Genomic DNA, 25,305 nt, shown 5'->3' on the forward strand with positions numbered 1-25,305 from the left:
TTATTTCCTCGCACGTTCTCTAAGCCACCGGATATCCCACAGGTGAGCCGTGTAATTGAAGGTTTTTACGTCAGATTCTTTTGGGATTGGCTTGCGTTTATTTCTGGAGCGTTTCGTTGGAAGGTATTTGCAGTTTTCGCAGATTATGTCGGTGATACTTCGTCGCTGTCGTGCCATACGTCCTCCTTCGTCTCTGGCAGCGGGAAATTACCCACTGGCGACCGCTCACATCTGATACACCATTGGTGCCAATAAGGTTGATTTGGCCGGAATCGATAATCGTCTTTGCTTTCTCCGCAGCGGTAGCAGTGTTTCATGCGGCGTCTCCAAACCTCGCTTTCCATTCCAGTGCTAACCGGGCTTCGTCTGACCACTTAACGCCGCGCTCTGTACCGAATGCCTGTATAAGCTCTAATAGCTCCGCAAACTCGCTTACACGCATCCTGCTGGTTGACTGGCCTATTACTACAAAGCCATTCCCGGCAAGGTTAGGGACAACATCCTGCTGCTTTAAGGCTGCGGTAAACACACACTTCCAGCTTTCAGCGTCAAGCCATCGTCCATGCCAGTTAACCTGACGTGAGACATCACCAAGGCAAGCCCAAAGCTTCCGATTTTGGTCTAAGCTGCGGTTGCGTTCCTGAATGGTTACTACGATTGGTTTGGTTGGGTCTGGAAGGATTTGCTGTACTGCGTGAATGGCATTTTGCTGATGTGCTGGAGATCGAATTTCAAAGGTTAGTTTTTTCATGTCTTCCCTCTCCCCCAAATAAAAAGGCCTGCGATTACCAGCAGGCCTGTTATTAGCTCAGTGATGTAGATGGTCATACGTCAGCCCCTTGTGCATATCGTCTGCCACGCGCAGCAGGTGCATTTGATGATGTGCAAATCTGTCTGGCTTCATCCTGGTCACAGGCAACAAAGTGTCCGTTGCAGAACCGCTGGTAAACTGTACCAAGCGAGCCAAAACGGTTTTTCGTCACGATGATTTCAGCAAATGGCGCGGCGCTACTGTTCTCGTCATATACCGCCTCCCGATAGAGCATGATGATTGAGTCTGCGTCCTGTTCAATGCTTCCTGAATCACGCAAATCTGCGTTTGTCGGGCGTTTGTTTGGTCGCTTCTCAACATCGCGTGAAAGCTGGCTTAGGGAGATAACTGGAGTTTTCAGGTCTTTCGCCATCGCCTTCAGGCTTCCGGAGATGTGAGCAATTGCGAGGTCGTTGCGATCTGCTTTCGGCTTCTCAATCAGGCCAAGATAATCTGCCATGATGAGTGACAGGTTTGGATTTTCCTGTTTGTGCCGTTCTGCGATTGAGCGTATTTCTTCGACAGATAACCGCGAGGCATCGACTACCCATACATCCAAATCTGCAAGCTGACTCATGCCGTTAGCAACACGCGCCCAGCCTTCGTCATCCATCGATGCAGGATTTCGCAGCACGCTAACCGACATCCTCCCGGCGTTGGCAATGCTCCGCTCTGCAATCTGCAATGCGCTCATTTCCATTGAGAAAATCAATACTCCGCGCCGGACGTCAGAACCAGGAATAACGCGGCTTGCAACACCTTCGGCAATCTTCAGCGCCAGTTCGGTTTTCCCCATACCAGGACGAGCGGCGATAATAACCAGGTCTTCTGCGTTCATCCCTCCGGTGATAGCGTCAAGTTCTTCGATTCCGGTCTTCAGGGTATCGGACTCTTCTCCGTTCCTCAGACGCCTGTCAAGCGTGTCGGTGTAATCATTGATAATTTCCCCCAGTCGCACAGGTTTAACCTCGTCACGTGGCTTCCTGATGGCTGAAAGACGCTTAACAAGATCGTCCATCGCTCTACCTGAAGCATCCAGCGTGCCGTTACTGATTGGCTCTCGCATCTCATCCAGTAGCTGTAAAACCTGACGCCGTTGATAACTGTCTGCAACCATTCCGGCATAACCTTTCAGGTTTGCAGCGCTGGGGCATGACCGCGCAGTCATCATCACCGCCGTTGCATATTCATCCCCGCACTCCTCGGCCACCATCAGTCCATCAATCAGGTTCCTGTTTCTGGCCTGCTTTCGAATAACTTCAAAAGCTTTCCGGTAAAGCGGAATTGAGAATGCTTCAGGCTCCAGCGTTGCCAGAACGTCACTGGCGGTTGGTGTTAATCCACCAATCAGCAGGCCACCGATAACGCTCGCTTCGATATCCTGTCTCATGCAATCCCCCTGTCTGCAAACTTCCCTTCCCGAACTCCCGTTAACGAATCTTCCCTCAGCAGGTAATCAAAATCTGCCGTCCAGCCAGTGTCGTTGTCTCCGAAGTAAAACGGCTTGGCCTGATGCACAAACGCCCTGACATACGCTCTGAAACCGTCCACGTTTGGCGTTTTCAGTTGCGGGATGATTTTCTTCAGGCGGCGTTTACGTTTCTCGTTGACCGCAACAGCATGTGGAAGTCTGTCACCGACTTCGGTGTTGTAGGCGTTCAGGAAGGATTCGTAGTCGATTCGTTCTGCCTTGCGACGTTCAGGTTTAACCTGCCCATCGCCGCCCCCGTTAGGGGGTAAGGGGGTATTTGTATTTATTGTCTTTTGTATATTGTCTTTTGTGTTTAGCTGACTTGGCTTATACCCATTAGCCGACTTGGCTAATGTTTTATTAGCTGTTTTAGCTAATGTTAAGCTGTCCTGGCTAATCCACTGCGAAACCACCTTGTTCACTCCGATTTTCACGCCATCAGCAATGAGGAATTTACGCTCAATAAGCTGGCGCTTAGCAGCGCAAACATGAGTGTGATGAATACCTGTCATGGCTGCTATCTGCGTGTTTGTGAGTCGATCCATCGGCTTATTGAATCCGTATGTCTTGCGCATGATAGCGAGCATCACCTTCAACTGCCGGACGGTTAAATCAGCCATCAGCAGACTGTCGGTAATCTCGTTAGCAACGCGCATGAAACCATCTTCGGTATCTGCCACGCGATGCTCCACGACCTCCAGATGAGGCCTGTAATCAGCTAACTTAACGACGCCCATGTTTCACTCCTGCTTTGGCTAGTCTGTAAACACCAACAAGGCGCTCTGCGAACGCCCTGTTATTTGCTGCGGCTACTACTAATCCCTCAGGTGAATCAGGGTGTCGAATCTCTTCTTTTTCCTGGTATTTCTTACGACGTTTTGTCATAATGACTCCTGTGGATTGATCCAGTCTTTCTACATCAGGCCTCGAAGAATTCGCCGTTCTTCGGGGCTTTTTCTTTTGTCAGGTAGGTAGCAAGTCGCCTGGTGAGCTCTGCCATTTCCTCGTCTTCGATTCCATACTCCAGAACCGCAAGCATCATGCTGACCTGAGAGAAGAAACCGTTCTTCCATCGGCTTACCTGGTATTCAGGAACACCCATAGCTTTAGCGAATGTCTTCTGGCCCATCATGGCTAACTTGTTGAGTAAGGTGGACTCGATGCGAGCCGCCTTCTTGCTTTTAGTTGCAACTACGTTCATTCAAAATATTCCTTAGAAATTAGATAGAGTTGGATTCGCAAATACACGCAAATCCGTTTAATAGATTTACCGCGTTGTCGGCGGTTCAGATTGGTAAAGAGCGTTGATACTTAACTTGCTGCCAGTAAGTCGGCTAAATCAGGACGAAGTTCTCTGGCTTTAATTCTTCCTCCTGTAGCTTTTACGATTGCTGCCACATACTTAGCGTCAATGCCGCCACCATGTAACCAACGCCATACAGTTGGCTGCTTAACTCCACACAAAGAGGCGAGTTTTTGCTGGCTTCCTGCAATGGCAACAGCTTTTTGTATTGCTTTGTTAGTCATTGCTTATTCCCTTTCGTATAACACACAACAAATAATAGCAATGAGTATTAATCAAAGCAATAGCAAAACGTGTTTTGACCATTAATACGCAAGCGTATAAATTGAATATTATGAAAAAAGAAACTCTCTCTGACCGTCTCAACAAGGCAATGGAACTGGCTGGTATGTCTCAAGGTGCTCTTGCTAAAGCGTCAGGCGTTGCTCAGCCAACGATCTGGCGTTTGACAAGTGGAAACGCTCGTGGGTCAACAAAGATTGTTGAAATAGCAAACGCGTTAGGTGTTAATTCGGAATGGTTGTCTACCGGAATTGGTCCTATGAAAAAAGATGGAACTACTCCGATAAACGCATCTCCATCTTCAAACACATTTAAAATCGATATCCTAGATCTTGAAGTTAGCGCGGGTCCTGGCGTTATCAATCGAGAATTCGTGGAAATACTCCGCTCGGTTGAGTATTCGCAGGACGATGCCAGACACATGTTCGATGGTAGAAAGGCTGAAAATATCCGCATCATAAATGTGCGCGGAGATAGCATGTCAGGAACTATTGAACCAGGAGATCTGTTGTTTGTAGACGTAAGCATCAAAAACTTCGATGGGGATGGGATATACGCCTTCCTCTATGACGATACTGCACATGTTAAGCGGCTCCAGAAGATGAAAGATAAACTATTGGTCATATCTGATAATAAGAGTTATTCAGCTTGGGACCCAATTGAAAGAGATGAAATGAATAGGGTTTTTGTCTTTGGAAAGGTAATTGGAAGCATGCCGCAGACCTATAGGAAGCACGGTTAGCCAGCCAATGGCCTGATGAGATATTCGGGTGATGATGGACCGAAGGGATGTTTGGGTGATAGTGATTGTGTGAAACAGGTCGCAGAAATGCGGCCTTTTTACAAAAAAATGCAAGCACTCAAGATAGAATATATGCTTGCTTATTAATTTATATACTTGATATTATGCAAGCACATTTCACAACAAAGAGTGCTTGCATAATGTCTGATAAAGAAAGCAAAGAACCAACGGGAAAGTCCAAAGGTGGTGTGGCAAGGGCTAATGCTCTTTCTGCAGAAGAAAGGTCGGCTATTGCAAGAAAAGCCGCAGCAGCTAGGTGGGGCGGCGATGGTGAGGTGGAAATTGCCAAAAGATCTGGCGACATTGTCATTGGAGACTTAAAGATACAATGTGCCGTGCTTGAGGATGGGACGAGGGTTCTGTCAGAGAGAGCTATCACTAAAGCCTTCGGCGGGAAGCGTGGAGGCTCCCACTGGAAGAGAATGAAAGAGAATCCAGATGGCGCCTATCTTCCTGTTTTCTTGTCAGCTAAAAACATTAAGCCATTCATTAATAATGAATTATCAGAAGGCCTATCCCGGCGCCGTCTTTTCAAAATAAATAAAGGAGCGGCGCCAGCTTACGGCATTGAAGCATCTTTGCTCCCAAAGATATGCAATGTTTATTTGAAGATGAGAGATCAGGGTGATGCCCTTCAGTCATCTCAGATACCTATTTCTGTTCAGGCAGACATTATCATGCGCGGTCTTGCAGAGGTTGGTATTGTAGCGCTGGTAGACGAAGCTACTGGGCATATCGATGAAAAGAGACAAGATGAATATCGAATTCTCTTTCAAGAGTTCATCAAAGAGCAGGTCAGAGAATATGAGAAGGAATTTCCGAAGCAGTTCACGGATGGCCTTTATCGACTTTACGGACTTACGCAGAAAAAAGCAGGTCGGCACCCTCAGTTTTTCGGTAAGTTTACGAGGAAGTATATCTACGAACCATTAGCATCAAGTAAAGGCGCCATCCTTGAGATGCTAGATGAAAAAAACCCTGTCGTTTATGCGAATGGCGGTAGAAGATATAAGATGTTTCAGTTCCTAACCGATAGCATCGGAGTTCCGATGTTTAGGGCGCACCTTTGGCAGGTAGTTGGCATCCTTTCAAGCTCAAGAAATAAAGCTGAGTTTGACAGAGCATTCAAAAGAGCCTTTCCATCGCCCGGGACTCAATTTGAGTTGCTAGATGAAGATGAGTAAGCGATCACGCCCGGCCACCGCGCCGGGTTTTCTTTGCCCTACTCTTTCGGCAGCGTCAGAACATCAATAGCCAGTTCTACAGCCAAGTCCACATCCTCTTCCTGCCACAGTACCTGAATCATTTCTATCAAAGCTTCACGCGAAGGTTCGCGCTGCTCTACCAGTACCTGCATCAGCGCTGTACCGAGAACCTCAACCACCTGCGGGTGAAGCTCCGCAAAGAACTCTTCCTCACTTTTCACACTGATTCCTCGCTCGTTTTTTGTTCAGAACAGTATGGCATAGAGGATTTATAAAAATAAATTCATTTTGCTATCAACAACATAATACCAAAAACCACTAATTAATAGCAAAACGTATTGATATGGATAATACTCAATGCTATTGTTTAGCCATCAGCAGGACGCTGGTAGCCAAACGGAAAGGCAACGCTCTTTAACTTCGATGATGCGCTGACAAAGCGCGAACAAATACCAAACGAGATGGGTTTGGGTTGCAGGTAGAAGCCAACCTCTTCGGCGGAGGCGCTCGGCAATGAGTACGCGGTCAGGGTTAGTCGCCTGGCTATCTGCAACACCAAAGCTATTTCACATGAGGATTAAATCATGACGGTTATCACCTACGGGAAGTCAACGTTTGCAGGCAATGCTAAAACTCGCCGTCATGAGCGGCGCAGAAAGCTAGCCATAGAGCGCGACACCATCTGCAATATCATCGATTCAATTTTTGGCTGCGATGTTCCTGATGCTTCTCAGGAGGTCAAGTCACATCGTGTTGACAGGGTAACAAAAGCCGTTTCACGTGCCGGGAACAAAGTTAAGCAGCAAGAAGTTGAGCGCAAGCAGAACCGCATTTACTACAGCAAGCCTGGCGAACGCGGAATAACATGCAGCGGACGCCAGAAAATTAAAGGTAAATCTATACCACTTATTTAGAAAATGCAGATTTAGGGAAAAGGTAGGAGGCGTTACACCTATGGCATCTCATTTTATGGTTAGAAGGTGGTGCAAATCCTTCGTATTGAAGTATGGATTTCACCGAAGATTCATAGCATTGAGCGCAAAGATAGTGCATTGGCTGACCGGTATTGGCCGATTTCTTGAGGCGATAAACTACCGTAGCAACAGTAGGTGTATACATCTCATAGTTTTTCTTTTCCTCTTCCCACTTAGAGGCTCGATTTATCTTTTCTTCAAGCTCAATAATCTTGTCCTTAGAAATCATCAAAAGCTCATTAAGTGACATTTGCTGCTGTTGAGCATCCATGAGCTTATCGACAAGTTCGTATGTTTTTTCTTTTACTGAGTAGTCTATTTGCATTTTCTGGATTTCCTTTACTGCGCCAACAGCACTCATCAGAGCTCCTCCGGCACCAGAAACTGCATCTGTAATCCTACTAATTATTCCTTTTTCATCAGACATATAAATCACTCTCTTACTGTAGGGGTAAGAGGATTTTACTATTTTTCTCGCTGTAGGGGTACACGAGAACCACCGAGCCTGACGTGGCTAAAAGACAGGCACAATCTTTACTACCGCAATCCACTATTTGAGGTGAGATATGGAAGAACAAGCAAACAATATTCTCGTAGAACTACTGCAAAAAGCCAGTAATGGAATAGATGCGTCTGTTTCATTTATCCAGGCACAGATTCCTGATGTTGTTCATCAGTTGCTGCTATGGAATATGGTTGACAGTCTGATTAAAACATTAATAGCCATTCTAACAATCCCCCTGGTTTTCTGGTTTATGAAGAAGCAGTGCCAAAGAGTTGAGACAGGTAAAATCGGTGATGAAGGATATTCATGGGAGAAGGGAAATCCCAAATACAGGCCGACAATGGTTTGGGATAGCAAAGGTGATATTAATCTTCTTATCATGCCATTGGTTGGAGTTTTGACTCTGTGGGGTATTTTCATTATTGGTGCAGTAACCAATATGACTTGGTTAAAAATTTGGCTGGCTCCAAAGCTTTACCTTATCGAATATGCAGCATCATTGGTTAAGTAATTTCAGGCCGCATAGTCGGCCTTTATTTTTGGCATAAACAATAGAGGCGAAGATGAATTACACACCCGGACCATGGCAATGGTGGACAAGTAACAGCTTTCTGCGATTAAGCAGTCAAGCTACAGGTAAAGATGGTGGCGTCATCGACTCTTATGTCATGAAGGATGGTCACTCATCACTAATCGTTAGCAAAGAAGATATGAATCTGATAGCAGCAGCACCTGATTTGCTCGAGGCTCTTCAATTGGCTGAAAAAGCGATGGCAGAAGGACGCAATGTGACCTATCCGGAGTGGTGCGGGGTAATCAATAAAGCTCGCGCAGTCATCAGCAAGGCTCTTGGGGAGGAGTGATGGAAATAAATAAAGAGCAGGCATCAGAAATTATAAAACTTATCGAACAAGCATTACTTGATGGGTTTGATGATGAAATTCTGGTTTCGCTACACGAAAGTCTTACCAAATTTGTCAGCGAATAAGCACCTAATGACCATTTTAATAGTGGTCATTGTGAGCAATATCGCTCGTAACCAAACGAGGACGACGACTCGTTCTGGTTAATCGAAAAATCATCCCTTGATGTTATTTGCCGCTCGCAGTCAGGGCGGCTTTTTTTACCAGTATATCAATAGCGCTTCATATCGAGGCGTTTTCGCTATGCCAATAAATAAAAATGGAGAATCCCACGATGACATTTGCTATCGCGGGCGGTGCCGTCATGGGTATCTCCCAACTTAATGAATCACTTTTAGAGCGTATCACCAGAAAATTACGGGCCGGATGGAAACGTCTCGGTGAAATTCTTAATCAGCCAGGAGTACCACGCCATGACCATTACGCCTGTTAACGGAACAATTCTTGTTCAGCAAGGAAACAGGGAGTTCAACAAGCTATATGAGAAAGTATTTCCGGATACAAAACAGGGAATATCTGACGCGTATACATGGGCTGCCGGAATAGCTCTTGGTTGGGATAAGTGGCAGGACGAAGAATGGGAGGCGCGTCATGTTGCATGATTTTGATGATGAAGAATTTATTGCTCTTATTTCTCCTGAAATTGAGGAAGAAGTGGAGCAGAAAATTAACTTAGCAGCAGAACGGCAGAATCCGGTTATTAGCTGGGATGAATTTGCGGGGTATTACTCATGAGCAAAGAGTTTTACGCAAGACTTGCTGAAATTCAGGAGCACCTGAACGCACCAAAGAATCAGTACAACTCGTTTGGTAAATACAAATACAGAAGCTGTGAAGACATTCTGGAGGGTGTTAAGCCACTACTGAAAGGCCTGTTCCTGTCTATCAGTGATGAAATCGTGCTGATTGGCGACCGTTATTACGTCAAGGCCACCGCGACCATTACAGATGGTGAAAATAGCCATTCAGCAAGCGCTATAGCGCGAGAAGAAGAAAACAAGAAGGGAATGGACGCAGCTCAGGTAACTGGCGCTACAAGCTCTTACGCTCGCAAATATTGCCTGAACGGTTTGTTTGGTATCGACGACTCCAAAGACGCGGATACTGACGAGCACAAACAGCAGCAGAATGCAGCACCTGCGAAGCAAACTAAATCATCGCCTTCCTCCCATGCTCCTGAACAGGTTCTTAAGGCATTCACTGAGGCCGCAATGCAGAAAAACACGGTGGAAGAGCTTAAACAGGCTTTCGCTAAAGCGTGGAAGATGCTTGAGGGAACAGAAGAGCAAGCGAAGGCTAAGGACATTTACAACATCAGACGAGACGAATTAGAAGGAGCGATCGCATAATGGCACATTCAATCACTGTACGACTAAACAAGCCAGCAAGAGAGTTTCAGGCTGGAGAAAATATCGGATTCAACATTCGTGCTGGCGTCCAGTATTACGACCGCCAGACAAAAAAGAAAGAATGGACAAACTACAGTGCCGCTGTATTTGCCAAACCGGGTCCGCAGGCTGATTACTATCGCAGTGTCCTGGTTGAAGGCGGTATTGTGGAAATTACCGGCGAAAACATCAAGGTTGATGTTTATCAGGGCCAAAATGGTCAATCAATCACTCTTGAATTGCTGAACGCAAAAATTGGATTTGCAGCTTCAGGAAATGGACCGCAGCAGCAAAGTAGTAACCAGCAGAACACGCCTGTATACGACGATTCCATCCCCTTCTGATTTAGAAAAATAAGGATTTAATTATGCCAGCGCCTCTATATGGTGCGGATAACCCGTGCCGCTGTTCCGGCAATTCCGTCTCGGAGGTGCTGGATAAATTCAGAAAGAACTACGACCTGATAATGTCGCTACCGCAGGAAACGAAAGTAGAAAAGGAATTTCGACACTGTATATGGCTTGCAGAGAAAGAGGAACGCGAGCGAATTTACCAGACATCCATCCGACCATTCCGCAAAGCAACATATACCCACTTCATTGAAATCGACCCGCGCCTTCGTGATTACCGTTCGCGTTACGGCGCTATCAGCAATAACTGAGGAATTAATAATGAAGCTAAACATCGACCTCGGTAAATACGTTATTACCGGAACCAAGCACGACCTTATTCTAAACGAGAAGAGGAAAGTTACCGATGAAAAAAGCAAAAATTTCGGCAATGAAGTTCTTGTACGTTGCGGTTACTACAGCAAGTTTGAGCATCTGGTTAAAGAGTTATGCCATCGCGAAATTCTGGCGTCAGAAGCACAATCATTTCAGGAACTACAGAAGCATATTGAAAGTCTTGGTCTGACATTAAGCAAGGCTGTTAATAGCTTTGTAGGGGAGAATGCCTGAATGAAAGCGAATACCGATGGTTTAACCATGAATCAGCTTGCAGAACGTAATGCTGAACACGTAACTACCATAGCGGCACTGGAATCCAGATGCGCGGCGCTGTCTGCAAAGCTGAGCATGATTAACTACCTTGTGAAAGCCGCCGAACAAGCAAACAAACTGGCGCAGGAAGCAACGGAAAATCTGGTTCAGGAGCGTAATGCGTTGGCTGCGGAGAACACGGCACTGAAAAAATCAGAGGTCGAATTCAACGAATATTGTCGTCGCGAGTGCGAGGACGTTGGCGATACGTGGGTGGACGATTTCACCGAGACCCCGGCGACAGACGCCTTTCTGGCTGGAGTGCGAGCAAGTGCTCGTAACGAGGGCATCAACTATGCCGCCAGCCGCCTCGCCGCCGCATTCAATCACGGATTCCTCGATAAACCTGTATCAGAAGTTCTCGACGTGACACGCATGATTTTATCGGCGAAAGAGGATTTAGCCAATGACCAACTACCCGCGGATGACGGTTTGTCAGGTGAATACGCGGAGAAGGCGATAGAAGAATGGGCGGACCAACTTCGCAAAGGAGCCGCGCTATGAGCAACATCGACAAACAGGCGCTGCGGGAATCGGCAGAGAGGGCGAAAGACAGCTTCATTCCGAACTTTAGGGCTCCCACTCGCGATGTGCTGGCGCTGCTGGATGAGAATATTCAACTCCAGCGGGAAAAAGACGCAATAGAGGCCGTAGCGCTGGCGCTGCGTGATGATATGCGACAGGCGCGAGAGCAACTGGAGGAAGCAGAAAAGCAGATAGTTGAGCTGTCCAGAGCGGCAAGTGTTAACAGCCAGTGGAAACCGGATGTTTGCCCGGTTACCGGACGCAAGTTCTTCATGTGGATTGAACATGAAACGCTTGGTTATGTGCCGACATATGGCGGGCCGTTCGACAGTTACACTATACCGACCAGAGACAGCAGCGGTGAGTTTTCTTGCGAGCGTTACGACCATGATATCGGCGGTTGGGTGGATGGTGAGTTCATCGGCCTTTATCTGATTGATGATGACGAACAATGCCGAGTCTGTGAACTCAAGGAGCGCATAGCAGAACTGGAGGCGAAGCTTGAAACTGCCGACAAATTGCAGGATAGCGCATTCCGTGAAGGCCTGAAAGCCGGGTTCAGCTATGGGCAGACAGATGACCAGTCCGGGTTTGCGCAGTGCATGTCTGCATATAGCACCCGCGCTGGCATCAAGGTTAAGGAGTCGTGATGGAATCGCAATCTATTCTGGATATGTGCTGCGGCTCGCGCATGTTCTGGTTTAATAAGCGCGATGAACGCGCCGTATTCGCCGATATCCGCGCCGAGGAGCATATATTGTGCGACGGTCGCAGCCTGGTTATCAGTCCTGACCTCATTGCCGACTTTCGTTCACTGCCGTTCGCTGATTCTTCTTTTCCGGTTGTGGTGTTTGACCCTCCGCATCTTGAGCGAGTTGGTGATAACGCCTGGATGGGTAAAAAATACGGACGCCTGAATAAAAAAACATGGCGTTCTGACCTCCGCGCCGGATTCAAAGAGGCATTCCGCGTATTGCGGCCACACGGTGTTCTCATTTTCAAGTGGAACGAAACGCAGATTCCGGTAAGCCAGATTCTGGCGCTGACGGACGTAAAACCAATTATTGGCCAGCGCACCGGCAAGAACGATAAAACCCACTGGATTATTTTTGTGAAGGACTAACCCATGACCACTATTACCAAAGAATGGCTACAGCAGACTATCGCTGAATTTGAAAACACTCGCGACGATATTCCGTTTGGCCTGAGCGATGACGACGCCAAAATTCTGATTGTGCTGAAGCGTGCGCTGGCATCGCTCGAAGCGGAGCCTGTAGCGTACATTTTCAAGCATCCAGCAGGAGAATTATTTTGGTCGCTTACTGACGAAAGCAATAAAGGCCAAAACGATGTTATGCCGGTCTACGCCGCCCAACCAGTGCAGGAAACAGGCGTTTACAAGGATATGCTCAATATCATCGGCCTGCTGGAAAAAAACGAATGGGCTGAACACTGCACGAGTACAGTTTTAGGCTCACTCCTGGAATCAGAAATAACGCGTTTGGTTAGTAAAGAGCAGCCAGCGCCGGTAGTGCCGGAGGAAATACCAAAAGGTCTGGCGGGTCAAATTGTCAGTCTGCTAGCGCATAACATCGGCGATAAGTTCCTAGCTCAGAAAATCTGGAACGCCTGCCGCGCCGCCATGCTTCAGGGGGTCGAGCAACCACAAAACGCACGACAAAATATTCCGGAAAATATTCTTGATGGCAACTCTCCGGAAATTCCGGATGATTGGGTTATGGTGCCAAAAGAGCCAACTCACGCCATGATTAAAGCGTGGCTATCAAAGGTTGCTAACTTTCGCGGTCATGCAGCCGGTTACAAGGCTGCGCTGGCAGCAGCACCACGGCGGGAGGTGAAGTGATATTTCACCCTTCAAAATTGACCAACATTTGCTTTAATTTATACTGTATGAAAATACAGTATTCATGGTGGCTAAAATGGGTGGCAAAGTACCTAACTACCAAATCGTTTATAGAGACGAGACGCTCAATTATTTCAAGCCTGGAGGATATGTTTTCTTTCAAAGGCTTAAAGAATATGGCGGTGGTTATTGGTTAGGCAAAATTTACGAGGATGGATTCGAGTTTGTGCTTGAAAGGCCAACCTCATTAAGTGAGGGAATTAAGCATTTACTTGTTTTAAAATACGTTGAAGATGGGTATCTGGAATTTGTAGATGATATCGACAACTTCAAGCTCCAATGATGCGATAGCTTTTAACATATCTCATGAGAAGATTGTACGTTCGTATGTCATTCAGCACGTAGCTATCTTATGCTGAAAGATAAAACAAGCGCTCTTCGGGGTGCTTGTTTGCTTATGGGGAGAGTCCACAGATGCTGAAGCGCAGCAGCTCGGCTCTCAGCACCGCAAAAATAACAATCCTCGCACTCGCGGGGATTTTTTTATCTGAACTCGCTACGGCGGGTTTTGTTTTATGGAGTGAATGATGTCTGATTTAGCAATGAAGGTATTGAAGTGGCAAACGAAAGGCCACGTTGGCATAAGTAGCGCAACTATGGCTTCTATTGCTCTTGGGCTGGAAAAGAGCTTCTACCACGGACGGTTTGACGCACCAAGCGATCCTGCCGATTTGCGAAGATGCATGATGCTCGTAGATGAAATACCTGAAATTAAAGATAGCTTTCCGCTCATAGCGAAAAAGGTAAAGCGGTTTTCTCCGATTTTACGTGAGTGGGATTCACTTATTGCTCTGCTTAAGCTTGAGCTTAAGAGGCCAGATAAGCGAGCACCAAAAACATATAAATGGATAAAAGAGCTTCTTTCTGACCAGGAGTAACCATGGAATCACACAGTCTCACACTCGATGAGGCCTGTGCATTTCTCAAGATATCCAGACCTACCGCCACCAACTGGATTCGCACAGGCCGACTACAGGCAACACGTAAAGACCCCACCAAACCGAAATCCCCTTACCTCACCACACGACAAGCCTGCATTGCGGCGCTTCAGTCTCCGCTGCATACTGTCCAGGTGAGCGCGGGTGATGACATAAAAGAGGAAAGAAAATGTCCATCTTCCGCAGAGGTGAAATATGGTACGCGTCCTACTCGACGCCGGGCGGGAAGCGAATTAAGGAAAGCCTTGGGACTTCCGACAAGCGGCTCGCTACTGAGCTACATGACAAGCGCAAGGCTGAATTGTGGCGAGTAGACAGGCTTGGCGATTTTCCTGACGTAACGTTTGATGATGCCTGCATGCGCTGGCTGGAGGAAAAGGCAGAGAAGAAATCACTGAAAGATGACCGCAGCCGTATGGCTTTCTGGCTGGCGCATTTTGAGGGAATACGGTTAAAGGATGTAACCGAGCAAAAGATTTACTTAGCAGTAAACAAGATGAGCAACCGCAAGCAGCTTGAGATATGGAAAATAAAAGCTGCCGCGGCGCAAAAGAATGGAGAGCCAGTGCCAGTTTATTCAGCTAAACCGGTCACTACATCGACAAAGGCAAAGCACCTCGCACTGATGAAGGCCATTCTCCGGGCGGCAGAACGTGACTGGAAATGGCTGGAGAAAGCGCCTGTAATCAAGGTTCCTTCTGTCAGAAACAAGCGCGTCAGATGGCTTGAGCGTGATGAGGCAAAAAGACTTATTGAAGAATGTCCGGAACCGTTGAAATCTGTTGTTAAATTTGCGCTGGCAACGGGACTTAGGCGGTCTAACATCATCAATATGGAATGGCAACAGATCGACATGCAGCGTCGTGTTGCCTGGGTGAACCCTGAAGACAGCAAGTCAAACCGCGCTATTGGCGTAGCGCTAAATGACACTGCCTGTAAGGTATTGCGTGACCAGATTGGTAAGCATCATAAATGGGTGTTCGTGCATACTAAAGAAGGCATCCGGCCTGATGGTTCAAAGACGCCAACCGTGAGAAAGATGCGCGTCGATGACCAGCGAGCATGGAATGCAGCTTGCCGCCGGGCTGGAATTGAGGATTTCCGTTTCCACGATCTGAGGCACACGTGGGCCAGTTGGCTAATTCAGTCCGGAGTGCCGCTTTCTGTTCTACAGGAAATGGGAGGATGGGAGAGCATCGAGATGGTGCGCCGATATGCTCACCTTGCGCCTAATCATTTAACGGAACATGCGAAGCAAATTGACTCGATTTTCAGTGATGATGTCCCAAATATGTCCCATATGGAAAATAAGGAGGGAATTAAAGAGGCGTAACCAGTTGATATATAATGGCGCGCCCTGCAGGATTCGAACCTGCGACCCACGGCTTAGAAGGCCGTTGCTCTATCCAACTGAGCTAAGGGCGCCTTGTGAAGTGAAGACTTCGTGTAGACGAAACGCGAGAATTATACGGTCAGGCACTCCTGAGTCAATGGCTTTTGTTCTGGTTGCTGACTAAGTGTACGAATATCGTCTTTTCTGGCGCAATGCCAGGTTCCAGGAAATCGCCTGGACACATCTCAGCACGCATAAAGTGGGAATTAAGGCCGCCAGTATTTAGAAAATCAATCAGTTTCTTTAATATTTCACCATGATTCACCTGCCGTGTAGGATATTTTTTATGCTGCGTATCGCTATTAAGGAACAAAACAGTCACTTTGAGCATGGGTTGAAAATCATCATGACGCGTCTGGCGAATCAATGGCAGCAGAAAATTGACTTTCTGCCGCCAGAAGAGATAGATAATGCCGATATCGCTTTCCTGGCCCTGGATGATGATTGGTTCAGCGCTGGCTGTTATCAGATACCTATGCATACCCAACATCAGCTACGGGTGATTATTTGTAATAAATGCGATAAAGAAAAGCTCATGTTCAGACCATGTCTGTATATGCTGCCGCATATTTATCGGGAAGATGATGTTGAAGAAATTACCCGGAAAATGATATTGATCTTACATAAGCGAGCGCTTCGACATAGCGTCCCTTCTGGCATTTGCCACTACTGCACGACTCGTCATTTTTCAGTAACAGAACGTCACCTGTTAAAACTGATCGCCAGCGGTTATCATTTAAGCGAAACGGCCGCTTTACTTTCACTTTCTGAAGAGCAGACAAAGTCACTCCGCCGGAGCATTATGCGAAAATTACATGTTAAAACGGAGCAGCAGTTTTTAAAATATATTAGAGTTAACCTTCATTTCTTACTCAGTAAGTAAACTCACTTAACTTTTTACAAGGCTTACGAAATATCTCACCAATAATTAAGTAACGATACCTACAGGCATTTTTTTAACGCTGCCACAATGATGCCCATAATATCCTGATAGATTCAGGGGTCGAAAATATATGGCTGCATCATAAATGCCAGGAGGAGTGTTTGGTGGCACAGGGTACTTTATTAAAGGAAAGGATAAATCCCCCACACCTGGCGTCTTCGCCCACACGTCATTCATATCTCAACAGCGAATTGTTAAAATCTGAGCCAATCGTTAATCTCTCAACTGCGCAATTAATCGGCTATGAGGTCCTGACGCAACTTCCGTCAGAACATGATAGCGAAGTTTTTTTTCAGCAGTTAATGCTGATGGAAGGCATTGAAACATCAGAGCAACGAAGCATTGCTTTTTACGCTGGTGCAACGATGGAACAAGGTTATTTATGGCCAGCCATATTACCAGATATATATTAGAGCAATGGAAAAAGCAGGATGCGCAGCGTACCACGCAGGGAAAGACACCGCCGTTTAAGAAATGCTAAAGACTGCGCCTGCCGTTATCACTCTCCAACGCCGCAGATATTTGATCGCCTTGAGTTACTGAACCAACAGCTCAATTATGCCTTGCCGGTTGGTATCATTTCTCAGGCAATAATTACAACTGACAACTACCTCGGCTATTCGCTGAGTCACTACTTATTTTCCGGAAAACGTACCGCTGCATTCCGCTCATTAGATGACATTTCTTTGTGGATTGAAAAGGGGTCGCTCAGACAACTGATTGTAGATATGGAGACGCTACCTGTCTCCTGTATTGAGGCGCTTAACCAGCTACGCGCGCTCAGTTGGCAACAAAGCGATATCCAGATTTACCTGCTGGTATCAGATAAAACCCCCGCTATAGCTCAGTTTATCCGTATGGCTGGGCGTTTTTTTGTCCTGTCGCGACGACAAAATCTGGCCTCTGTACGCGAAGCCTTGTTATCAGCCGCCGAACCTCGCTTATCGGAAAGCTTTAGCCGTACTGACTGGTTGATGATTGAAACTTTAGCGCAAGGTGCCTCTTTAAAAGAAATAGCACGTCAGCAAAGCGTACCTTATCATCGTGTAGTTTACCGGCTTAAACAACTTATCACCCTCCTTAACCTTCCCCACAGGCAAAGCTTTCTTCGGCTGCTCCAGCAGCTAAACGTTACTTTCCACGATATTTTTTAACGGAGTAACGTTTTGGTGAATAAGATTTTTTAAGAAATTACTTATTTTCACTTCCATTAAATGTAAATATTTCACATAAAATTAATATTTACAACTCGTCCTGGTAAGCGATAAAAAATTTTTTCTTACATCGTCCCCTGTTCCTCCTCGTTTTTCGAGGTCTCCAGCGTCAACATCTTTCTGTTATTACATAACAAATACTAAACAATTAGTCTTTCATATTATTTTTATACTTAAAAACAACAGTTTAAACTACTCAATGTCAACTCTAAAGAAAATAGCTCCACCACGAACAAATTTTCTATAACGTCACAGAATATCCTACCCGCTATCCATAATTCGCATTTCGCAAGACTTTTCCGAGAAATCAGACTAGGTATAATCCATATTGTTTTTACTTAATCAGAAATTTCTTTTTTGTTGGTGCGAAATGGATATTCCACATATTTATTACTCTTACGAAAAATAGCCAGTCAACAGGGAGGTCTCATTCTTTATTATTGCTCCACTGTGTGGTGTGTAGATCTGGCTATTTCACAATCTTTAAGGTGTCTGACGCTTATTCTAAAACGAAGGACGCATAACAGTCTGAGGCATACAACAATGAAACCTGCATCTGTTATCATTATGGACGAACACCCTATTGTAAGAATGTCGATCGAAGTTTTACTCGGTAAAAATAGCAATATTCAGGTTGTCCTGAAAACGGATGATAGCCGAACAGCGATAGAGTATCTGCGCACTTATCCTGTTGACCTTGTCATTCTGGATATTGAATTACCGGGCACCGACGGCTTTACCTTACTTAAACGAATCAAATCTATCCAGGAACATACCCGGATACTTTTTTTATCGTCGAAATCAGAGGCTTTTTATGCCGGAAGAGCAATAAGAGCGGGCGCAAACGGATTTGTAAGTAAACGCAAAGACCTCAATGATATTTATAATGCGGTAAAAATGATTTTATCCGGCTATTCTTTTTTTCCATCTGAGACGCTTAACTTTATCAGTAATACCCGTCCCCCCAAAGGCGGGCACCATGATATGCCACTTTCTAACCGCGAAGTTACCGTGCTGCGCTATCTGGCCAATGGAATGTCTAACAAAGAAATTGCCGAGCAACTTTTATTGAGTAACAAGACTATCAGCGCGCATAAGGCCAATATATTTTCTAAACTTGGCCTTCACTCTATCGTTGAGCTTATCGATTACGCCAAATCACACGAATTATTGTAAATGTACTCCCGGCGAATTATCGTTCGGGAGCCACAATAACGGACACTAATTGTAATTGATCAGGAAGGTCGCATCCGCGTTAGCAAGACCGGGCTGCACGCCATCGGCTAAGGCGATATAGTTCGCATAGAATTTCAGGGTAGCATTGCCGTTGTTGTCAATATCGACGGCCTTGCTGGCCTGTTCAAGTGGCAATCGACGTTGATCGCCATCGCGAATTTCAATCGCCAGTTTTTGCGCCATTGCCGTATCAGCAAGCGCCAGTAATGCCGTGCCGGGCGCTGGCGTCCCGGAAAACGTTATAGACGCCGACCCCGGCGGGCAGCCTTCAAGTTTTAGGCTAAAGGCTACCGGTTGCGTGGCGTCACCGACGGCGTGAAACTGTTTTGTCGGCCAGGTGCCGAGGTTAACCGACTTGTTACTGTCGCCCGCAACCACGGCGCAGGTAAAATCCACCACGTTACCGCGCAGTTCAATATTCACTTCGCCCAGAGATGAGTTGGCCTGACTCAGCGGGCTGAACAAAACACAACCGATAGCGATGAAAACGCGCCGAAAGATCATTATGCCTCCTTAATCATAATCGACTCGTAGATAGCCGCGCGCAGTAAACGGCCCTTCCGCCGGTTTATTCCCCGTCACGCTGATCGGCCAGGCGCGAATACCTACGCGAGCGGCGGCGTTATCATTAAGATGAAACGGAATTTTACTCGACAAATTATTGGGTGTGAGCGGCGTACCGTTGCTATTAGCAACCACAAAGCCTAAATCCGGATTATCGGACACCATCGCCTGCCCTGAGGCCTTTTCGGCTTCAAGCCGCATCGATAAATAGGCCTGCGCCGCGACGTTGGTACATTTGATAGCAATGGTTTTCGTTTGCGGCGTGACGCCTTGCGGACGATTACCCGCTCCCGCCTGACTAAATAACGACGCGCCGATATCGCCGAAATCAAACTCCACGACCTGTCCGGCATTCACTTCGCAGTTTTGCGGCACTTCCACTTTGCCGCTGTAGCTAATGGTATATACCGGCGTGCTCAACGCGTCGCCGGTAGAGGTCGTCACATAGACAGTAAACATTGTCTGGCGAGGGATCGTCACCATATTAATAAAAGGCCGTATCACTTTTAATTTAAAAACCAGCTTTGAGTCCTGCACGCCAAACGGCATTTGCTGCGACACGTTAGAGTCGACGCCCATGCGAATATAGTTACGGGGCGGATAAAATACGCCAGCGACACTATCGGTGATGCTCATCGCGCCCAGAAGGTAGTCATTCAGCTTGAGGTATTTAAAATTTCCTTCGGTGCTTCGTACCGGTAATTCTGATACATAGCTTCGGTAGGTATAATTTACCGTTGTCCCCGCCGGGCACGTCGCGTTTACGCCGACCCAACCAGATTTTTCCGGCAGCGTAACCACCTGTCCCGGCTGATTATTGCCGCTGGTGAAAACATCTGACAGGTCGTAAAAGATATCGGTCACCGTCCCGTTTGAATTACGGCAAACCGTCGCCAGCGCGGGATGTGTGAAAAAGAGCGCGGTCCCCGCCAGCAATAGCGCTGAGTATATTTTCATCTCTATTGTTCCTTTTATGACGCCGGACGGATACAGGTTGCGCTGGCTATCGTAATCGCCTGCTTCAGGCTATCCTCCGCCAGGGCGTAAGGGGCGATACAACGCGCGTTTTTCCCCTCTCCCCACTGGATGAACAGTTCACCTTTTAGCGGCAAGCCGCTCAGATAAATTTGCCCGTCATCGCCGACCATACTGGTAATGCCGCTGGCGGTTTCTCGTACTATCGCGCCAAACGGTAACGGACGTCCGCCAAGCCTCGCGGTAATGATTGCCCTTACGCCTATCCGCGTATCAAAAGCAGCCCGCACCAGCGCGCCCTCTGTCGGCACTACGCTGCTGACGTTATTTTCGACATCGGTATGGTTGTCCATCGTGTTGGTATCTAACGCGACGCGGTTATAGCGATATACCGTGGCGTAGGGCATTACCGCATAGCCCCGCCAGTCCGTTTTCACGCCGGTCTGGTTTTCGATGCGCACGCCTTTCGCTCCCGGCGCTTTAATCAAGACATTGGTATCGCCCAACGGTTGGCTAAACGTAATACCATCCGCATGACCGACCACGCCGCCGGAAAGTTGCCAGTTATAGTCATGCTGATCGCGATCGTAGTTATATCCCACGCCCAGCGTGCCATACGTCGCCTGCCAGCTAGCGCTGGCGCTGCCGCTATAACCATTGGTACTGCTACGACCCTGCGTCACGCTGTAGCTCAGATTACGTCCTTCCAGAAGCGTGCCGCCTACTCCGGTCTGCCAGCTATTGTCGCCGTCGCGGTTGCGGTTGGCGTTAAACGTGGCATAAGTACGATCAAGAAGAGTGTCGCGCGCATAACGCCGTCCGGTCAGAACGCTAAACGGAACGGACATATTGAATGCCAGAATGCGGTCGGCGCCTGAGATCCCCACCGACTCGTTCCACGACCATGACAGCGAATAACTTATGCCTTGCCATCCACTGGCGTATCCCAGTTGATACCAGGTATTGGTATCCGGCGTATTCCAGTAATTTTGTTGACTGCCGGAAAGATACAGTGACCCGTAATCCCCCAGGTTTTGCGAAATATTGACCTGAAAACGGCCTTTTTTGCTGTAGCGGAGATTGTGGTAGCTCTGCGCCACCGGCACTTTATGGCGGCGTCCGTCGCTATCGTATTCGTAGTCGTACCCTTCCATACTGCGGTATGCCACATCATCCAGGGTGTAAAATCCGCGCGTGGAATAGCGGTAACCCAGCAATTGAAAATTAGTCCCGTAATTATTCAGCGATTTGGCGTACAGAAAACGCAACGATTGCCCCTGATGGGTGCTGTCATCTGCCAGTTGGCTACGCGCATGTGTGACATCGACCGACACGGCACCCCAGTCGCCCAAATTTCGCCCCGCCCCGACCACCACGGCACGGTAACGATCGGCAAGTTGCGTACCACCGTAAGCCGTCAGCCCCGCAGGCAGGCCGGCAATCACCGTTCCCTGGAAAAAGAATGGCGAAGACTGCTGACTATTGCCGCTGCGAAAATCCCCGGCCACCAGGTCATACTTCACCCTGCCCTCACGCTGCAATAGCGGAACGGTAGAGTAAGGCACCGTGTAACGTTGTTGGCTACCGTCTTTTTCATCTACCGTCACCTCAAGGTCGCCGCTGGAAGAGGTAGGATTAAGATCGGTAATCGCAAACGCACCCGGCGACACATAGCTTTGGTAGATAACATACCCGTTCTGTCGTATCGTCAGCTTTGCCGCCGTCCGGGCGATCCCTCTGACCGTGGGGGCGTAGCCCTGCAGGCTATCGGGATACATATTGTCAGAAGAGTACAGCCGCGCTCCGCGAAAGCCGACGCTGTCGAAAACATCGTTCCCGGTATTGCTGTCCCCCATGACCAGTTCGCTTTTTAGCGGAATGATGGCGCGCTGTACCCAGGTGCCAATGTTGTTCCAGCGTTGCGAATGATAGCCATCCCCTTTCGAATAATTCCAGGCTCCGTTATTACGCAGCCGCCAGGGGCCATAGTTCAACCCGCTCAGCAGACTCAAAAAATAGCTATCGCTGTCTGTTCCGCGGCTACCGGTAAAACTGTAATTAATGAGTGCGGCGGGTATCCCTTCATCCCACTCTTCCGGCGGGATATAGCCACGCGCGCTGTTGAGCAATGACGCCTGCGGCAAGCTAATATTTAAGCGCATCGACGCGAAATCGAACGCGACCTCCGCGCCCGGGATTTTCTCAGGAAGGTGAATACACGTGGTATCGACGCCTTTATCTGAGACAGGGAACACCGCGGTATTCACGCCCAGCCGTTTAATCCACTCCGGTGTAAAACAAGGCATCAGGCCGCCGGATTTATCGCCGGCGCCCACGGCGCCCGCCTCAAAACGAATATCCTGCGTCGCTACGAATTCGTCGTTACGCCAGATATCCACCCGGTAAATACCAGGCGGCTGATGATTACCTTTTTCAAAGCGAGATAAATCCGCCACGGACGCGGTATCCGCCGACAAAAACGCAGGGTTGAAATAACTTTCGCCGCGGCTCGTCAGCGGACACAGCGCCGCCAGCACCGACAGCGCCACGCCGCTTAACGGTGATACATAGCCGGGAAATCGCCCTGCAAACCAGGTTGTCTTCTTCATCGTGTTCTCGTGTGGCTTCACGCTCTCTGCTTAACCGAGACTGGCCGTTGTCGCCGACGTCAATGCGCCGTAATCATTGACGGTCTGAAATGTCACGCTGCCCTGCGCGCCAGTCGGTAAGGGAATTTGCATGTCGCTTTTTGGCGCGATCATCACGTTATCAATCTTTTTCGCGCCCACGCTGATATTGACCAGCGTGAGGTAATAAGCAGATGGGTTGGTTATCTTGAGATGGTTGCCGACACGGGAAAATTTCAGCAAGGTCGGCGCGTCTTCCGGCGTCTGTGGCAAATTCGCCGGACGCACGAACAGTTTGATGCGCGACAGAATCGCCAGTTGCAGAACGTTTTTTCCTTCAATATGACTTTTATCGACCGACGGGATGGCTTTCACGTTCATCCAGAATAACGACTCCCGATCCCCGGGTAGCGGTTGCCCGGCGTAGATAATACGCAGCGTGTTTTCGCTTTTGGGTTCGCTGACGAATAAAGGCGGCGTAACGATAAACGTTTTTTCTTTCTGCCCGGCGCTATTTTCGATCCATGAATTGACGAGGTAACGTTCTTGAGTATCGCTATTACTGATTGCCAGAGAAGTCTGTTTCGCCGCCGAGGGATAAATAACTCGCGTGGCGCCTAATGCAATCCCCCCCGCCGCCTGTACGTTCAACGAAGTAAATAACGTGAGAAGAACAATAAAGCCTACTTTTATACTATTCAGCATGGTAAAAAATACCTTTTGCATTGAGTCACGTCGGCAAGAAAATTCATGGGTAAACTAGCGTAAACCACACTTCTGAATGAATTCGTCCCGGCGTCATATTTTCTGAAATTGCCCGATAGCGGGCGGTAAAATGCAAAGTCATTTCTGACGTTAAAATGGGCGCGTAATGAAGCGGTAATGTGTTAGGGATGATTTGCCGCTGCTGGTCATCAAATAATGCCAGGCCGATTCCGGCATTACCGATACCTTCGCCGCTGGCCAGAAAAACGTGGGGATCTTCCGCAGGCGTAACGCCGGCAAACGCAATGCCGACATGACGCCAGACCTCCGCGCTACAGGAGATTAACCGTAACGAAAATGGAACGCTGACGGGAGCGAAGCTGCCAGGACCGGTAAACGCATTCGTGCGGTACTGTCCCATCAGTACGCGCAAATCCTGGCTTTCTGTGGCGACAGCGCAGCCGCCATTGACCAGTTGTCCGCGCAGGTGAATACGCCCGCTCTCCACCATTACCGGCTGCGCAATAACGGGCGACATCAAAACAAGCCCCACTAGCGCCGCGCCTTTCCTTATCATCTGCTATGTTCTCTTTTATCCCCGATAGCCTCTTCCGTTGAGGCGCCTCCCTTCCCTGGCGTTCCCAGACGGGATTATTCGTATTTCATGATAAAGGTGGCGTCGGCATTAGCCTGGCCTGGCGTCGTGGCGGTGGCGGTTGCCTTATAGCGTGCGGTAAAACGCAGCGTATTGGTGCCTTCAACCAGCGCCTGCTTCGCCGAGAAGGTCGCGCCGTCCGGTTTCAACGGTGAGGAGGTGTTATCAAGAATCTCAATCCCGACGCCGGTTGCGGTAGTGCTATTGTCCGCAGAGGAGACAGCCAGCAAATTAGGGTTGGTGTTATCTGCCTGACCAGAGAAAGCCACGGCAGCGGTAGCCGCCACTTTCGGATCGCAGTCATTCAGGACGATGGAGAAAGGCACCTGCGCGGTCGTATCATCAATCGCCGTAAAGCTGGCGGTACGGTATTGACCCAGCGTCACCGTTTGATCGGCGGATTTAGTGCTAACGGCACAGGCTGCATTAACCAGTTTACCTTCGAAATGAATAGTACCGCCACTCACGCTCACCGGAGTAGGATCAGCCGCAACCGCTGCGCCAGCGACAAACATCAGACTCGCAATAGTAGAGGTCATTAATTTATGTTTCATGGATTTCCCTTGAATTACACACACCCGGTTTCGGCATCCTGTCGGCTCCGTTTGAATTATTATCGACATAGCATGTCAGAAAAGTTATCTCTGCATCCTGTAAAGATAGATATCGCAGATTAATTAGTTTTCTGTTTCTCCCCTGAGTATCAGACGCAGTAATTAATCTTTGCGAATATGACATTTCGTCACGGTAATAAATTAAACATTTCGCTAAATAAAAAATAGCCGCAAACTCTTTTAATGACCTAAGCTAATTCTTATTGGGATATAAGAAGGGTCTAATCTTATTTTGTATAAAATGTCGCATTATGCCGCCCGATGCTATTAACGACGAGGGATTACGGT

General features: G+C 47.9%; 40 protein-coding genes, 1 tRNA gene and 1 pseudogene. 25 read left to right on the top strand and 17 right to left on the bottom strand.

Annotated features, from left to right (window positions below):
* The 8 genes from ACLJTG_RS10850 to ACLJTG_RS10885 all read right to left on the bottom strand — a co-directional run bounded on the left by ACLJTG_RS10850 (position 1) and on the right by ACLJTG_RS10885 (position 3,809).
* Positions 1-177: a NinE family protein gene (locus ACLJTG_RS10850; protein ID WP_000113770.1), complete on the bottom strand. Its 177-nt coding sequence runs from the start codon at positions 175-177 to the stop codon at positions 1-3.
* On the bottom strand, positions 144-344 hold the full coding sequence (ninD, locus tag ACLJTG_RS10855) for a protein NinD (RefSeq protein ID WP_043957873.1): 201 nt from the start codon (positions 342-344) through the stop codon (positions 144-146). The genes ACLJTG_RS10850 and ninD overlap by 34 nt, the downstream gene beginning before the upstream one ends.
* Complete coding sequence (locus ACLJTG_RS10860; RefSeq protein ID WP_000736922.1) at positions 314-751, bottom strand: recombination protein NinB; 438 nt, start codon at positions 749-751, stop codon at positions 314-316. Before ACLJTG_RS10860 ends, ninD begins: the two co-directional genes overlap by 31 nt.
* Before the next feature lie 73 nt (positions 752-824).
* Positions 825-2,201 carry a replicative DNA helicase gene (locus tag ACLJTG_RS10865; RefSeq protein ID WP_085429853.1) on the bottom strand — a complete coding sequence of 459 codons (1,377 nt, stop codon included), beginning with the start codon at positions 2,199-2,201 and terminating at the stop codon, positions 825-827.
* On the bottom strand, positions 2,198-3,019 hold the full coding sequence (locus ACLJTG_RS10870; RefSeq protein ID WP_010835877.1) for a replication protein: 822 nt from the start codon (positions 3,017-3,019) through the stop codon (positions 2,198-2,200). The genes ACLJTG_RS10865 and ACLJTG_RS10870 overlap by 4 nt, the downstream gene beginning before the upstream one ends.
* Entirely contained in the window at positions 3,006-3,167 is a 162-nt protein-coding gene (locus ACLJTG_RS10875) for a hypothetical protein (protein ID WP_000166961.1), read from the bottom strand. The genes ACLJTG_RS10870 and ACLJTG_RS10875 overlap by 14 nt, the downstream gene beginning before the upstream one ends.
* 34 nt (positions 3,168-3,201) lie before the next feature.
* The gene (locus ACLJTG_RS10880) at positions 3,202-3,483 is read right to left on the bottom strand and encodes a CII family transcriptional regulator (RefSeq protein ID WP_001103492.1); all 282 of its coding nucleotides are present in this window, start codon (positions 3,481-3,483) and stop codon (positions 3,202-3,204) included.
* Between the two features lie 110 nt (positions 3,484-3,593).
* Positions 3,594-3,809 carry a transcriptional regulator gene (locus ACLJTG_RS10885; RefSeq protein ID WP_000182204.1) on the bottom strand — a complete coding sequence of 72 codons (216 nt, stop codon included), beginning with the start codon at positions 3,807-3,809 and terminating at the stop codon, positions 3,594-3,596.
* 110 nt (positions 3,810-3,919) lie between these two features.
* Between ACLJTG_RS10885 and ACLJTG_RS10890 the strand changes: the two genes are divergently transcribed.
* Both ACLJTG_RS10890 and ACLJTG_RS10895 read left to right on the top strand, forming a co-directional pair.
* On the top strand, positions 3,920-4,609 hold the full coding sequence (locus ACLJTG_RS10890; protein ID WP_000712403.1) for an XRE family transcriptional regulator: 690 nt from the start codon (positions 3,920-3,922) through the stop codon (positions 4,607-4,609).
* A gap of 200 nt (positions 4,610-4,809) precedes the next feature.
* Positions 4,810-5,853, top strand: a complete 1,044-nt coding sequence (locus tag ACLJTG_RS10895) for a P63C domain-containing protein (RefSeq protein ID WP_001280609.1) — start codon at positions 4,810-4,812, stop codon at positions 5,851-5,853.
* Positions 5,854-5,891: 38 nt separating this feature from the next.
* Here the strand turns inward: ACLJTG_RS10895 and ACLJTG_RS10900 are convergent, their stop codons facing one another.
* Positions 5,892-6,095 carry a hypothetical protein gene (locus ACLJTG_RS10900; RefSeq protein ID WP_000834175.1) on the bottom strand — a complete coding sequence of 68 codons (204 nt, stop codon included), beginning with the start codon at positions 6,093-6,095 and terminating at the stop codon, positions 5,892-5,894.
* A 363-nt stretch (positions 6,096-6,458) separates the two neighbouring features.
* Between ACLJTG_RS10900 and ACLJTG_RS10905 the strand changes: the two genes are divergently transcribed.
* Positions 6,459-6,788, top strand: a complete 330-nt coding sequence (locus ACLJTG_RS10905; protein WP_001750239.1) for a hypothetical protein — start codon at positions 6,459-6,461, stop codon at positions 6,786-6,788.
* Here ACLJTG_RS10905 and ACLJTG_RS10910 read toward each other — a convergent pair.
* Positions 6,781-7,275 carry a hypothetical protein gene (locus ACLJTG_RS10910; RefSeq protein WP_031607268.1) on the bottom strand — a complete coding sequence of 165 codons (495 nt, stop codon included), beginning with the start codon at positions 7,273-7,275 and terminating at the stop codon, positions 6,781-6,783. The two genes, ACLJTG_RS10905 and ACLJTG_RS10910, sit on opposite strands and share 8 nt — an antisense overlap.
* Positions 7,276-7,414: 139 nt before the next feature.
* On the opposite strand from ACLJTG_RS10910, the gene ACLJTG_RS10915 reads away from it, so the two are divergent.
* The 18 genes and pseudogenes from ACLJTG_RS10915 to ACLJTG_RS11000 all read left to right on the top strand — a co-directional run bounded on the left by ACLJTG_RS10915 (position 7,415) and on the right by ACLJTG_RS11000 (position 15,424).
* Entirely contained in the window at positions 7,415-7,864 is a 450-nt protein-coding gene (locus tag ACLJTG_RS10915) for a hypothetical protein (RefSeq protein ID WP_001750237.1), read from the top strand.
* Between the two features lie 52 nt (positions 7,865-7,916).
* Positions 7,917-8,216 (top strand): hypothetical protein, encoded by a 300-nt coding sequence (locus tag ACLJTG_RS10920; RefSeq protein ID WP_001750236.1) that lies wholly within the window; start codon positions 7,917-7,919, stop codon positions 8,214-8,216.
* Positions 8,216-8,341: a hypothetical protein gene (locus ACLJTG_RS10925; RefSeq protein WP_000405108.1), complete on the top strand. Its 126-nt coding sequence runs from the start codon at positions 8,216-8,218 to the stop codon at positions 8,339-8,341. Before ACLJTG_RS10920 ends, ACLJTG_RS10925 begins: the two co-directional genes overlap by 1 nt.
* Positions 8,342-8,550: 209 nt before the next feature.
* A complete protein-coding gene (locus tag ACLJTG_RS10930) occupies positions 8,551-8,709 on the top strand; it encodes a protease FtsH-inhibitory lysogeny factor CIII (protein ID WP_409135704.1) in 159 nt (52 codons plus the stop codon).
* A complete protein-coding gene (locus ACLJTG_RS10935) occupies positions 8,690-8,878 on the top strand; it encodes a DUF5444 family protein (protein ID WP_368664155.1) in 189 nt (62 codons plus the stop codon). The genes ACLJTG_RS10930 and ACLJTG_RS10935 overlap by 20 nt, the downstream gene beginning before the upstream one ends.
* Positions 8,868-9,011, top strand: a complete 144-nt coding sequence (locus ACLJTG_RS10940; RefSeq protein ID WP_016050294.1) for a hypothetical protein — start codon at positions 8,868-8,870, stop codon at positions 9,009-9,011. The genes ACLJTG_RS10935 and ACLJTG_RS10940 overlap by 11 nt, the downstream gene beginning before the upstream one ends.
* A complete protein-coding gene (locus ACLJTG_RS10945) occupies positions 9,008-9,625 on the top strand; it encodes an ERF family protein (protein ID WP_000031376.1) in 618 nt (205 codons plus the stop codon). Before ACLJTG_RS10940 ends, ACLJTG_RS10945 begins: the two co-directional genes overlap by 4 nt.
* Positions 9,625-10,008 (top strand): hypothetical protein, encoded by a 384-nt coding sequence (locus ACLJTG_RS10950; protein WP_065348433.1) that lies wholly within the window; start codon positions 9,625-9,627, stop codon positions 10,006-10,008. The genes ACLJTG_RS10945 and ACLJTG_RS10950 overlap by 1 nt, the downstream gene beginning before the upstream one ends.
* 23 nt (positions 10,009-10,031) lie before the next feature.
* The gene (locus tag ACLJTG_RS10955) at positions 10,032-10,325 is read left to right on the top strand and encodes a phage anti-RecBCD protein (RefSeq protein WP_368664157.1); all 294 of its coding nucleotides are present in this window, start codon (positions 10,032-10,034) and stop codon (positions 10,323-10,325) included.
* Between the two features lie 10 nt (positions 10,326-10,335).
* Positions 10,336-10,623, top strand: a complete 288-nt coding sequence (locus ACLJTG_RS10960) for a hypothetical protein (protein WP_010835871.1) — start codon at positions 10,336-10,338, stop codon at positions 10,621-10,623.
* Positions 10,624-11,208 carry a hypothetical protein gene (locus ACLJTG_RS10965; RefSeq protein ID WP_222985065.1) on the top strand — a complete coding sequence of 195 codons (585 nt, stop codon included), beginning with the start codon at positions 10,624-10,626 and terminating at the stop codon, positions 11,206-11,208. It begins immediately after the preceding gene.
* Between the two features lie 56 nt (positions 11,209-11,264).
* Positions 11,265-11,879: an ead/Ea22-like family protein gene (locus tag ACLJTG_RS10970; protein ID WP_410958993.1), complete on the top strand. Its 615-nt coding sequence runs from the start codon at positions 11,265-11,267 to the stop codon at positions 11,877-11,879.
* Complete coding sequence (locus ACLJTG_RS10975; protein ID WP_410958976.1) at positions 11,879-12,352, top strand: class I SAM-dependent methyltransferase; 474 nt, start codon at positions 11,879-11,881, stop codon at positions 12,350-12,352. The genes ACLJTG_RS10970 and ACLJTG_RS10975 overlap by 1 nt, the downstream gene beginning before the upstream one ends.
* A gap of 3 nt (positions 12,353-12,355) precedes the next feature.
* The gene (locus ACLJTG_RS10980; protein ID WP_079975549.1) at positions 12,356-13,093 is read left to right on the top strand and encodes a hypothetical protein; all 738 of its coding nucleotides are present in this window, start codon (positions 12,356-12,358) and stop codon (positions 13,091-13,093) included.
* Positions 13,094-13,169: 76 nt separating this feature from the next.
* Complete coding sequence (locus ACLJTG_RS10985; protein ID WP_046594002.1) at positions 13,170-13,436, top strand: hypothetical protein; 267 nt, start codon at positions 13,170-13,172, stop codon at positions 13,434-13,436.
* 244 nt (positions 13,437-13,680) lie between these two features.
* Positions 13,681-14,031 carry a hypothetical protein gene (locus ACLJTG_RS10990; RefSeq protein WP_016049827.1) on the top strand — a complete coding sequence of 117 codons (351 nt, stop codon included), beginning with the start codon at positions 13,681-13,683 and terminating at the stop codon, positions 14,029-14,031.
* A 2-nt stretch (positions 14,032-14,033) separates the two neighbouring features.
* A pseudogene (locus ACLJTG_RS10995) lies at positions 14,034-14,129 on the top strand (helix-turn-helix domain-containing protein); the annotation flags it as partial.
* Positions 14,130-14,260: 131 nt separating this feature from the next.
* A complete protein-coding gene (locus tag ACLJTG_RS11000) occupies positions 14,261-15,424 on the top strand; it encodes an integrase (RefSeq protein WP_025711799.1) in 1,164 nt (387 codons plus the stop codon).
* 15 nt (positions 15,425-15,439) lie between these two features.
* Here ACLJTG_RS11000 and ACLJTG_RS11005 read toward each other — a convergent pair.
* A tRNA-Arg gene (locus ACLJTG_RS11005) sits at positions 15,440-15,516 on the bottom strand.
* Positions 15,517-15,770: 254 nt separating this feature from the next.
* On the opposite strand from ACLJTG_RS11005, the gene fimW reads away from it, so the two are divergent.
* The 4 genes from fimW (at position 15,771) to fimZ (ending at position 18,817) form a co-directional block, all read left to right on the top strand.
* Positions 15,771-16,367 (top strand): fimbria biosynthesis transcriptional regulator FimW, encoded by a 597-nt coding sequence (gene fimW / locus ACLJTG_RS11010; RefSeq protein WP_001523348.1) that lies wholly within the window; start codon positions 15,771-15,773, stop codon positions 16,365-16,367.
* 161 nt (positions 16,368-16,528) lie between these two features.
* A complete protein-coding gene (locus ACLJTG_RS11015) occupies positions 16,529-16,840 on the top strand; it encodes a hypothetical protein (RefSeq protein WP_000226492.1) in 312 nt (103 codons plus the stop codon).
* 18 nt (positions 16,841-16,858) lie between these two features.
* Positions 16,859-17,581 (top strand): fimbria biosynthesis regulator FimY, encoded by a 723-nt coding sequence (fimY, locus tag ACLJTG_RS11020; RefSeq protein WP_001258125.1) that lies wholly within the window; start codon positions 16,859-16,861, stop codon positions 17,579-17,581.
* A gap of 603 nt (positions 17,582-18,184) precedes the next feature.
* On the top strand, positions 18,185-18,817 hold the full coding sequence (fimZ, locus tag ACLJTG_RS11025) for a fimbria biosynthesis transcriptional regulator FimZ (RefSeq protein WP_000801272.1): 633 nt from the start codon (positions 18,185-18,187) through the stop codon (positions 18,815-18,817).
* Between the two features lie 45 nt (positions 18,818-18,862).
* Here fimZ and sfmF read toward each other — a convergent pair whose 3' ends face one another.
* The 6 genes from sfmF to fimA all read right to left on the bottom strand — a co-directional run bounded on the left by sfmF (position 18,863) and on the right by fimA (position 24,957).
* Positions 18,863-19,381: a fimbria assembly protein gene (sfmF, locus tag ACLJTG_RS11030; RefSeq protein ID WP_001585397.1), complete on the bottom strand. Its 519-nt coding sequence runs from the start codon at positions 19,379-19,381 to the stop codon at positions 18,863-18,865.
* Positions 19,382-19,390: 9 nt separating this feature from the next.
* Positions 19,391-20,398 (bottom strand): type 1 fimbria D-mannose specific adhesin FimH, encoded by a 1,008-nt coding sequence (gene fimH / locus ACLJTG_RS11035; protein ID WP_023193460.1) that lies wholly within the window; start codon positions 20,396-20,398, stop codon positions 19,391-19,393.
* A gap of 14 nt (positions 20,399-20,412) precedes the next feature.
* Positions 20,413-23,025, bottom strand: coding sequence for a fimbrial biogenesis usher protein (locus ACLJTG_RS11040; protein ID WP_023193461.1), 2,613 nt, complete (start codon positions 23,023-23,025; stop codon positions 20,413-20,415).
* A gap of 30 nt (positions 23,026-23,055) precedes the next feature.
* Positions 23,056-23,748 (bottom strand): type 1 fimbria chaperone FimC, encoded by a 693-nt coding sequence (gene fimC, locus ACLJTG_RS11045; RefSeq protein ID WP_001675699.1) that lies wholly within the window; start codon positions 23,746-23,748, stop codon positions 23,056-23,058.
* A 43-nt stretch (positions 23,749-23,791) separates the two neighbouring features.
* Positions 23,792-24,325, bottom strand: coding sequence for a type 1 fimbrial protein subunit FimI (fimI, locus tag ACLJTG_RS11050; RefSeq protein WP_000619612.1), 534 nt, complete (start codon positions 24,323-24,325; stop codon positions 23,792-23,794).
* 74 nt (positions 24,326-24,399) lie between these two features.
* Complete coding sequence (gene fimA / locus ACLJTG_RS11055; protein ID WP_000681026.1) at positions 24,400-24,957, bottom strand: type 1 fimbrial protein subunit FimA; 558 nt, start codon at positions 24,955-24,957, stop codon at positions 24,400-24,402.
* Positions 24,958-25,305: the final 348 nt, after the last annotated feature.

The sequence above is a fragment of the Salmonella sp. SAL00672 genome, assembly GCF_046552175.1.
Classification (GTDB): Bacteria; Pseudomonadota; Gammaproteobacteria; order Enterobacterales; family Enterobacteriaceae; genus Salmonella; species Salmonella enterica.